The sequence below is a fragment of the Saccharothrix sp. ST-888 genome (genome assembly GCF_000955975.1).
Taxonomy (GTDB): domain Bacteria; phylum Actinomycetota; class Actinomycetes; order Streptomycetales; family Streptomycetaceae; genus Kitasatospora.
In genome coordinates this window covers 1-334 of sequence record NZ_JYJF01000703.1, presented here as the reverse complement: position 1 = coordinate 334, position 334 = coordinate 1, and the positions used below count along the sequence as shown (strand labels likewise).

Below are 334 nucleotides of genomic sequence, written 5' to 3'. Positions count from 1 at the left end.
AGGGCAACCTGCCCGCGCAGGGCGGTTTCGGCGGTCCCGGCACGGGTGCGAGCATCGTCGACGGCTTCGGCATCGAATGGAAGTACCCGGGCAGCGCACGCCACACCAGGAACGACGCCGCGCCGGCCGACAAGCAGAACTTCAGCGCGCTGATGGCCGAGTTCCGCTCCGAGGTGGACGCCCCGGGCAGGGCCGACGAGACGACCTACGCGCTCTCCGCGGCGATCGGCGCCGACCAGGACAAGATCCAGAACGTCGAGACCGACAAGCTCGGCCAGTACCTCACGTTCCTGGACGTCATGACCTACGACATGCACGGCGCCTGGGACGCGAC

At 68.9% G+C, this 334-nt stretch carries 1 protein-coding gene; it reads left to right on the top strand.

Features of this window, described 5'->3' with window-relative positions:
- Positions 1-334: glycosyl hydrolase family 18 protein (locus UK12_RS34285; RefSeq protein WP_045307134.1), on the top strand; the 334-nt coding region annotated here is incomplete at both ends.